The 9004-nt window shown below is 68.5% G+C and carries 10 protein-coding genes; 5 read left to right on the forward strand and 5 right to left on the reverse strand.

Annotated features, from left to right (window positions below; all coding sequences use genetic code 11):
* Positions 1-6: 6 nt before the first annotated feature.
* Positions 7-1911: a hypothetical protein gene (locus PMI01_RS01495; RefSeq protein ID WP_007662060.1), complete on the forward strand. Its 1905-nt coding sequence runs from the start codon at positions 7-9 to the stop codon at positions 1909-1911.
* Between the two features lie 181 nt (positions 1912-2092).
* Here PMI01_RS01495 and PMI01_RS01500 read toward each other — a convergent pair whose 3' ends face one another.
* From PMI01_RS01500 to flgF, 5 genes are all read right to left on the reverse strand, one after another.
* The gene (locus PMI01_RS01500) at positions 2093-2602 is read right to left on the reverse strand and encodes a hypothetical protein (RefSeq protein WP_007662062.1); all 510 of its coding nucleotides are present in this window, start codon (positions 2600-2602) and stop codon (positions 2093-2095) included.
* A gap of 107 nt (positions 2603-2709) precedes the next feature.
* Entirely contained in the window at positions 2710-3429 is a 720-nt protein-coding gene (gene flgH, locus PMI01_RS01505; protein WP_007662064.1) for a flagellar basal body L-ring protein FlgH, read from the reverse strand.
* 14 nt (positions 3430-3443) lie between these two features.
* A complete protein-coding gene (flgA, locus tag PMI01_RS01510; protein WP_007662065.1) occupies positions 3444-4196 on the reverse strand; it encodes a flagellar basal body P-ring formation chaperone FlgA in 753 nt (250 codons plus the stop codon).
* A gap of 4 nt (positions 4197-4200) precedes the next feature.
* Entirely contained in the window at positions 4201-4989 is a 789-nt protein-coding gene (flgG, locus tag PMI01_RS01515) for a flagellar basal-body rod protein FlgG (RefSeq protein WP_007662068.1), read from the reverse strand.
* A gap of 14 nt (positions 4990-5003) precedes the next feature.
* Positions 5004-5741 carry a flagellar basal-body rod protein FlgF gene (gene flgF, locus PMI01_RS01520; protein ID WP_007662069.1) on the reverse strand — a complete coding sequence of 246 codons (738 nt, stop codon included), beginning with the start codon at positions 5739-5741 and terminating at the stop codon, positions 5004-5006.
* 224 nt (positions 5742-5965) lie between these two features.
* On the opposite strand from flgF, the gene fliL reads away from it, so the two are divergent.
* The 4 genes from fliL to PMI01_RS01540 form a co-directional block, all read left to right on the forward strand.
* Complete coding sequence (gene fliL / locus PMI01_RS01525; RefSeq protein ID WP_007662071.1) at positions 5966-6574, forward strand: flagellar basal body-associated protein FliL; 609 nt, start codon at positions 5966-5968, stop codon at positions 6572-6574.
* A gap of 28 nt (positions 6575-6602) precedes the next feature.
* Positions 6603-7742 (forward strand): flagellar motor switch protein FliM, encoded by a 1140-nt coding sequence (gene fliM / locus PMI01_RS01530; protein ID WP_007662080.1) that lies wholly within the window; start codon positions 6603-6605, stop codon positions 7740-7742.
* Positions 7739-8305 (forward strand): DUF6468 domain-containing protein, encoded by a 567-nt coding sequence (locus tag PMI01_RS01535; RefSeq protein ID WP_007662082.1) that lies wholly within the window; start codon positions 7739-7741, stop codon positions 8303-8305. The genes fliM and PMI01_RS01535 overlap by 4 nt, the downstream gene beginning before the upstream one ends.
* Positions 8302-9004 (forward strand): MotE family protein (locus PMI01_RS01540; RefSeq protein ID WP_007662084.1); only part of this gene is annotated, 703 nt, incomplete at its 3' end. The genes PMI01_RS01535 and PMI01_RS01540, both read left to right, overlap by 4 nt.

Genomic DNA, 9004 nt, shown 5'->3' on the forward strand with positions numbered 1-9004 from the left:
ATCCTCATGCCCAAAACCCAGCGTCTGTATCCTCTTCTGAATTCTCTTCTGACGGGGGCCATCCTGGCCGCCGTCGCGTCTCCGGCCCTGGCCGCGCCCCCTGTCGGGGCCTCGGCCCAGCCGGACGTGCGCGGCCAGGCCTACCTCGCGTCGGTGGCGCCGATGAACCGCACGGTCGAGACGCGGCTGCTGCCGCAGATGGCCGTGCTGCTCGACAAGCTGATGGTCGAGAAGCGGGATATGACGCTGGACGGCGTCCGGGTGTTCGACGCCGACGACAAGTTCCTGCCCGGCAAGGTGGCGATCGGCCTGGCCTATCTGCTGGTCGACACGCCGCGCGACGACCCCAAGTTCAAGACCTACCTGGCCGCCTACCGCCAGATCGCCGACATGACCGTCGACGACACCAACAACACCTGGGGCATCTATTACTACTGCCAGGCGCTGCACATGCTGAAGGAGGCCGGCCTGCTGGAGCAGGCCGTGTCGCCGGAGACCCTGGCCAAGCTGAAGGTCAAGCTGGACTGGCGGCGGTTCGTCCGCACCGACGACCTGACCCTGATCAACCTGCCCAACAACTATTACGGCGTGGCCTTCAGCGTGGCGCGGCTGCGCTACCAGCTGGGCTGGGAGGACGCCGCGGCCAGCGAGCAACTTCTGGAGCGCGTGCTCGACCACTACCGCAAATATTCCGGCGAATACGGCTTCGCCGACGAGACCGACGGGGAAGGGCGCTTCGACCGCTACAGCGTGCTGCTGATCGGCGAGATCGCCCACCGGCTGATCGAGGCCGGCATGCCCGCCACGCCCGAGGTCAAGGGCTGGCTGCGCAAGTCGGTCGACCTGATGCTGCCGCGGCTGAACCCGCGCGGCGAGGGCTTCGAATACGGTCGCAGCATCGGGACCTACGGCGAGACCGCATTCCTCGAGGTGCTGACCGCGGCGGCCAAGCTGGACGTGTTGACCCCGCAAGAGAAGACGATGGCCTACGCCTTCTCCTCGCGCGTCACCGCCCGCTACATGGACTTCTGGTACGATCCCAAGATGGGGTCGGTGAACATGTGGGAGCACGGCCGGCGCACGGACGACTACCGCAACAAGCACCGGATCCTGGGCGAGAACCTCAGCCTGGCCCGCCAGCACATCTATACCAGCGCCATCTGGAACGAGCTGGGCTTCAAGGACAAGGCGCCGGATCCCGGCTACGTGGCCTGGCTTGATGCGCTGCCCAAGCGCTCGGTGACCTGGTTCGCCAAGGGCCAGCACGACCGCCTGGTCGTCACCCTGCGCGACGGGGGCCGCGTGGTGACCCTGCCGATCATCAACGGCGGCAAGAGCCAGCACGAGAACAGCCCCTACTACCCGATCCCGTTCTCGCCCGGCATGCTGTCGGGCGTCGCCGACGGCGAGTTCCCGCAGCTCTTGCCGCGCGTCACCCTGGCCGACGGCGGCCAGCTGACGCCGCTGGCCTATGCCAGCAACGTCAAGGTGACCGAGCAGGGCGCGCGCACGGTCGTCACCTTCGAACAGTCGCAGCTGGACCGCCTGGGCGCCGACGCGCCGATCGCCGACGATCGCCTGAGCGTCAAGACCACCTATGTGCTGGAGCCCGGCAAGATCAGCCGCACGGACGTCTTCACGCCCAAGGGCCAGCAGGCGATCAAGGCCGTGGACCTGGCGTTCGCCTCGTTCTCGGGCGCGCCGGCCACGAAGGGCGGGGCGACGGCGTTCGGGGCCGGGGATGTCCGGTCGTTCAAGGTGACGGGGCTGACCTGCACGTCGCGCCCGCTGAAGGACGAGAAGGCCTACCAGACCCCGACCGGGCCGTTCAGCAGCCTGACGGAATGCGCGAGCGGGGCGAAGGCGTTGTCGGGTGCGATGACGGTGAGCTGGACGCTGAACTACAAATAGGCCCGCATCCCTCTCCCCTTGCGGGAGAGGGTGGCCCGCGTAGCGGGTCGGGTGAGGGGTCGATGAATGCGGACGCCGCGACAGCCGAGAGGCTGGTTGCGGCGTTTTGCGTCCGGGCGACCCCTCATCCGTCAGCCTGCGGCTGACACCTTCTCCCGCAAGGGGAGAAGGAAAACGGCGCCTACTTCACCCGCGTCAGGATCAGCGTCTGGTCCGGCGGGCCCGGCCGGCCGTCGATGTCCTGTTCAACCAGGATGGTGCTGGGATCGGTGCGGGTCACTTTCATCGACTGGTGGCGCGCGCCCGCGTCGCCGTGCGTGGTCACGGTCACGGCGCTCTGGCCGACGCGCTGGACGCTGATCATCACGAGGGTGAGGTTGACCACGGCCTTGGTCGGCGCGCCGTCGAGGACGGCGTGGGCGAACTGCAGGGCGGCGACGCCGGCCTCGTCCTCCTCGACCAGGGTCCAGGCCAGGTTCTTCCCGTCGTCGACGGTGATGTCGAGCTCGCCGCTCAGCGGCGGGGGGCCGGTCAGGGCGGTGTTGAACTTCGAGCGCGGCAGATCGATCGCCCAGCGTCCGGCCACGCCCATCGAGCCGCTGAAGGCCTGGGCTTGGGCGGCGACGGGCAGGGCGGCGGCCAGCAAGGCGGCGCCGACCAGGGCGGAAAAGGCGCGAGCGGTGGTGCTCATGAGGTCGGCTCCGGCGTCCAGAGCCCGGCGAGTCCGGGCGAACGCTGTGACGCGGGGGTAACTTGGTCCCGCGCGTTCGCCCGTTCAAGCCGTTAGGCGGCAAGCCCTCAGAACGGCGAGAACTTCTCGACCAGCGACTGGCCGGCCGGGGTCTTCTGCACGCGGCTGAGGTCGCCACGGCCGCCGTAGTTGATGCGGGCCTCGGCGATCTGGGTGTGCTTGATGGTGTTGGCCGAGGAGATGTCCTCCGGCCGCACGATGCCGGCCACGGTCAGCTGGCGCAGCTCGGCGTTGGTGCGCACCTCCTGGGTGCCCTGAATCACCAGGTTGCCGTTGGGCAGCACGCCCGAGACCACGGCGGCGATGGTCAGGCTGATCTTTTCCGAGCGGGTGATCGCGCCGGTCCCGGCGTTGGAGAAGCCCGACTTGGTGCTGACCATGTTGGCCGGGTCGAAGCCGCCCGGCAGGACCTTCCCGAGACTGGATTCCAGGCCCAGGAAGTTGGGCACGCCGAGCGAGCCGTTCGAGGCGCGCGACGACGAGGTCTGGTTCTTGGTCGTGGCGCTGTCGTCGATGTCGATGTTGACGGTCAGGATGTCGCCGACCTTGCTGGCCCGCTGGTCGTTGAAGAAGGCGCGCGCGCCGACCCGCCACAGCGAATTGGAGGAGGCGGCCTGGACCGGAGGCTGGACATATTGCTGGGTCATCGGGGCCAGTTGGGCCGGATAGCCGACGGGGGCCAGTTCCGGACCTTTCACCGCCTCGGTGACGGTGGAGCAGGCGGCGAGCGGGGCGAGCAGCAGGAGGACGGCGAGGGCGGGGCGCATGGAGCTTGACCTTCTTAGCGCGCGGCGTAGCGCAGCGAATTGCGGGAGGCCTTCAGGCGCATCGCCTGCGGACCGACGGCGGTCGAGCCGGGGCCGGTGACCACGGTCTCGATGATTTTCTTGCTGGCGGTGTTCTGGACCATCAGGCTGTCGCCCACGGCGCCGGCCGCCATGGCCTTGCCCTGCAAGGTCAGCGCCACGCCGGCGTCCTCGTAGGTGACCGCGACCATATCGCCCGCCTTGATCACCAGCGGGGTGGAGACGTCGCGCAGGCTGGCGGCCGAACCCTGGCGCAGCGGGCGCTTGGTGGTCATGCCGATCAGGGCGTCGGCGTCGCGCGGCGCGTCCGAGGGACCGGCGGCGACCTTGACCCAGATCAGGTCTTCCGGCTGGACGATGTCGCCGGCCGCCATGCTGCGGGCATAGGCAAGAACTTCCACATTGCCGCGCGAGGCGCCGGCCAGGGCGCCGTCGCCGCTCGAACCCGAACCGGCGCGGACGATGATCCGGCGCACGCCGTTGGGGTTGGACCAGTCCAGGCCGGCCCGGCGGGCGGTGATCTGCACCTGGGCGGCGTCGAGCACCACGGTGGGGCCCGCGCGGGTGGCGATGATCATGTCGGAGGCCGCGCCCGCGCCGTCGAACAGCTCGCCCAGGGTGACCCGGCCGTCGGCGTCGGTGGTGTCGGACCGCAGCGAGACGGCCTGGCCGGCCAGGGCCGGCGAGGCGATCAGCAGGGCGGCGAGGGAAAGGACGAGGGTTTTCATCAGCCTAGGACCTCAGGTTCGAGGTGGTCTGGAGCATCTGGTCGGCGGTGGTGATGACCTTGGAGTTCATTTCGTAGGCCCGCTGGGCGACGATCAGGGCGGTGATCTCGCTGACCGAGTCGACGTTGCTGGCCTCGGTGTAGTTCTGCAGCAGGGTGCCGAAGCCCGGCTGGCCGGGGGCGGCGATGTTGGCCGGGCCCGAGGCCGCGGTTTCCATCAGCATGTTGTCGCCCACCGCCTCCAGGCCGCCTTCGTTCATGAAGTTGGCCAGTTCGATCTGGCCGATGGTCTGGGGCTGCGGGTTGCCGTCCACTGTCACCTGCACCAGGCCGGTCTTGCCGATGGTCAGGGCGGTGATGTTCTGCGGGACGGTGATCCCCGGCTGGACAGTGTAGCCGTCCTCGGTGACGATCTGGCCCTGGTCGTTGGTCGAGAAATTGCCAGCCCGGGTATAGGCGGTCTCGCCCGAGGGCAGCAGGATCTGCAGGAAGCCCTTGCCCTGGATGGCCACGTCCAACGGGTTGTTGGTCATGCTGGGCGTGCCCTGTTCGTTGATCCGGTAGACCGAGCCGGCCTTGACGCCGCCGCCGACCTGCACGCCGGTGGGCACCACGTTGCCGTCGCCGGACGACTGCGAGCCGGCTCGTTCGATGGTCTGGTAGATCAGGTCCTGGAACTCGGCCCGCTGGCGCTTGAAGCCGACGGTGTTCATGTTGGCGATGTTGTTGGAGATGACCTCGACGTTCAGCTGTTGGGCCGACATGCCGGTCGCGGCGGTGCGAAGCGCTTGCATCGTTCAGTTATCCCTTACTGGACCTTGCCCATCCGCTCGACGGCGGACCGGGACAGTTCCGAGGTTTGATCCATCATCTTGCTCACGCTCTCGTAGGCGCGGCTGACCTCGATCAGCTTGGTGATCTGGGTGATGGCTTGGACGTTGGAGGATTCCAGCATGCCCTGGTGGACGACGGCGTCCGTGGCCTGCTGGGGGGTGTCGTTGGAGATGTTGCGGTACAGGTTGTCGCCGTCCTTGCGCAGCGAGGCCAGATCGGCCATCCGCACGACGCCGATCTTGCCGGCGCGCTCTGCGCCCTGGCTGACCGTGCCGTCGCGGGCGATGGTGACCGGGCCCTTCAGCGGGTCGATGTTGATCTCGCCGCCGCCCTCGTCCAGCACGGCCGCGCCGTTCTGGGTGACCAGCTTGCCCTCGGGGCTCATGGTGAAGCGGCCGTCGCGGGTGTAGCGCTCGCCGCCGGCGGTGGTGACCTTGAAGAAGCCCTGGCCCTCGATGGCCAGGTCGAAATCGCCGCCGGTCTGGGTCAGGCCGCCCTGCGAGAAGTCGCGCGCCACGCCGTCGTCCAGCACGAACTTCACGGGGTTCGTACCACCGTCGGTGCGGGCCGGCTTGGCCGGCTCGGTGCGCACCATCAGCTGCTCGACCTTGAACCCGGTCGTGTTGGCGTTGGCGATGTTGTTGGCCACGATGTCGAGTTCGCGGCGCAGGGTCATCTGCCGCGAAAGTCCCACATACAGAGCGTTGTCCATGACCGGTTACCGAAACGGCTGGCGCGACAAATGCGCCGCAGTCCTGCTAGCAACCCTCGTGCCAACTCCAAAAACCAAAGGATTTCAACGAAAAGGAAGGTTAACGGGCGTTCGGCGGCGGAGTCTGCCGGGCAGATTCAGCCTGCGGCGAAATGGCCTTCAAAAGGGATCGTTAACCATGCTCCACGCATGACTAGGTCGACAGATTCCAAGGAACCGCGCGCGTGGCCAACAAACCCCCCAAGGAAGCTCCCGCCCCCGAAGGCGAAGAGGGCGCGACCGAGGGCGAAGCTCCCGCCAAGAAGAAACCGCCGATGATGATCATCATCGCGGCGGCGGCCGGCGTCGTGCTGGTCGGCGGCGGCCTCACCACGTTCCTGCTGATGAAGCCCAAGCCCGCCGCGCAAGGCGAAGCCGGCCACGAAAAGCCGAAGAAGAAAGAAAAGAAGGAAGAGAAGGGCGGCCACGGCGGCGCCGAAGGCGGCGCGGCCGCCGCCGGCGCGCCGGTCATCAAGGAAGGCCCCGACGGCGTGGTGTTCTACACCCTGCCCGACATCGTGGTGAACATGCAGGCCGCCGACGGCCGCTCGACCTTCCTGAAGCTGAAGCTGACCTTCGAACTGCCCGACCAGGAGACGGCGGACCACCTGACCCCGAACCTCCCGCGCCTGCAGGACATGTTCCAGACCTTCCTGCGCGAACTGCGCCCCGAGGACCTCAACGGCAGCCAGGGCAGCTACCAGCTGCGGGCCGAACTGCTGCGTCGCGTTAATCTGGTCGCCGCGCCCTCCAAGGTGAACGCGGTGCTGATCGAGGAGATGCTGATCAACTAGCCCTTCGGGGCGGGTTGAGGCGAACATCATGGCGGACGAAATCGACGATCAGGCCGCGATGGCCCAGTGGGCCTCGGAGAACCCGCCGAGCGAAGCCGGCGACGCCGGCGTGGGCGACAATCAGTTCGGCGACTTCAGCGGCGGCATGGGCGGCTGGGACGACGGCGGCGGCGACGGCATGGGCGCCGAGCGCATCCTGAACCAGGACGAGATCGACAGCCTGCTGGGCTTCGACATGTCCGGCGACGGCAATGACGACCGCACCGGCATCCGGGCGATCATCAACTCGGCGCTGGTGTCGTACGAACGCCTGCCGATGCTGGAAATCGTCTTCGACCGCCTGGTGCGGTTGATGACGACCAGCCTGCGCAACTTCACCAGCGACAACGTCGAGGTCAGTCTCGACAACATCAGCTCGATCCGCTTCGGCGACTATCTGAACTCGATCCCGCTGCCGGCCATCCTGGCGGTGTTCCGGGCCGAGGAGCTGGACAATTACGGCCTGCTGACGGTCGACTCCAACCTGATCTATTCGATCGTCGACGTGCTGCTGGGCGGCCGTCGCGGCACCGCGGCCATGCGCATCGAGGGCCGGCCCTACACCACCATCGAGCGGGTGCTGGTGCAGCGGATGGTCGAGGTGGTGCTGCACGACGCCAAGGCGGCCTTCGAGCCGCTGCATCCCGTCAGCTTCACCCTCGACCGCCTGGAGACCAATCCGCGCTTCGCCGCCATCGCCCGGCCGGCCAACGCCGCGATTCTTGTGAAGCTTCGGATCGACATGGAAGACCGTGGCGGTCGAATCGAGCTTCTGCTGCCCTATGCGACCCTCGAGCCCATCCGGAAGATGCTGCTGCAGCAGTTCATGGGCGAGAAGTTCGGCCGCGACAACATCTGGGAAGGCCACTTGGCCACCGAACTCTGGACCACCCAGATGGAGGTGCGCGCCGTGCTCGACGAGCAGCAGCTGCCCCTCAGCCGCGTGCTGGACCTGAAGGTGGGCGACACCCTGATGCTCAACGCCACGCCCGACAGCCCGGTCGAGCTGCGCGCCGGTTCGATCCCGCTGACCCGCGGGCGGATGGGCCGTCGCAACCACTCGATCGCCGTGCGCGCCGACGCGCCGCTGACCCCGGCGGCCAAGAAGGCGGTTCAGAAGCTGAAATGAGCCTGACGGCCATCGCCCTCAACGGTCTGCTGGCGATCCTGCTGCTGGTCGCCCTGGGCTTCGGCGTGCGCCTGGAGCGCCGGCTGAAGGCCCTGCGCGACAGCCACGAGGGCTTCGCCAAGGCCGTGGCCGACCTCGACCGCGCCGCCATGCGGGCCGAACAGGGCCTGGCCGACCTGCGGGCCGCCACCGACGAGGCCGCCGACACCCTGGCCGACCGCATCGACAAGGCCCGGGCCCTGGCCGCCCAGCTGGACGAGCGCCTGAACCGCCCGATGGTGACGCCGCCGCCCGCCGCGGCCTCGCGTCCGGCCATCCCGCGCCCTGAAAGGGCGCCGGAGCCCGAGGCGCCGTCCGAGACGTCCCGCCGCCTGCGCGCCGAGGACTTCGAGAAGCTGCTGGACCGCGAGGCCCGCATCCCCCGCGACGTCGCGCCGCCACCCGCCGCGCGACCTTCCGCGCCCAAGGAAACCCCGCGTTCACGAGCGCGGATAGATGATGACCTGTTCGAGGGCCCGGAAGATCCGCCGCGCCCCGGCTCGAATTTTAGAGGCCGCCGATGAAAAACGTTCCGCGCATCCTGCCGATCGTCGGGATCGCCGTGGTCGGCGTGCTGGCGGTCAACGCCCTGGCCGGGGCCAAGTCGCTGCCCAACATGCTGAGCGGGGCCAAGGCCTTCGCCGAGGGCGTGGCCAAGCCGGACGCCGAAAAGGCCCCGTCGGCCGACGAGGCCGGCAAGGACGCGGCCGCCCAGGCCCCCCCGCCGCGCGTCTGCGCCCCGTCCGCCTCCGACCTGGCCCGCGAGGCCGGCCTGTCGCCCGCCGAACTGCGCGTCCTGCAGAGCCTGGGCCAGCGTCGCGGCCAACTGGACCAGCGCGAGCAGGACATCGACGTCCAGTTGCAGCTGCTGGCCGCCGCCGAGGGCAAGCTGGACGCCAAGATGAAGGCGCTGAACGGCATGAAGGGCGAGATCCAGGGCCTGCTGGGCCAGGCCGACGCCCAGAAGGAGGCCGAGTCCCAGCGCATGGTGCTGGTCTATTCGGCCATGAAGCCCAAGGACGCCGCCGCCCGCATGAGCGTGCTGGACGACAGCGTGCGCCTGCCGATCGCCTCGAAGATGAAGGAGCGCACGCTCAGCATGATCCTGGCCAACATGTCGCCCACCGACGCCAAGATCCTGACCGAGCGCCTGGCCAACCGCCTGTCGGCCGACGCCATCGCCAAGGGCAAGGCGGCCCTGGCCGCCGCCAGCGCGCCGCCCG

Origin of the sequence: Caulobacter sp. AP07 (assembly GCF_000281955.1) — a bacterium.
Classification (GTDB): domain Bacteria; phylum Pseudomonadota; class Alphaproteobacteria; order Caulobacterales; family Caulobacteraceae; genus Caulobacter.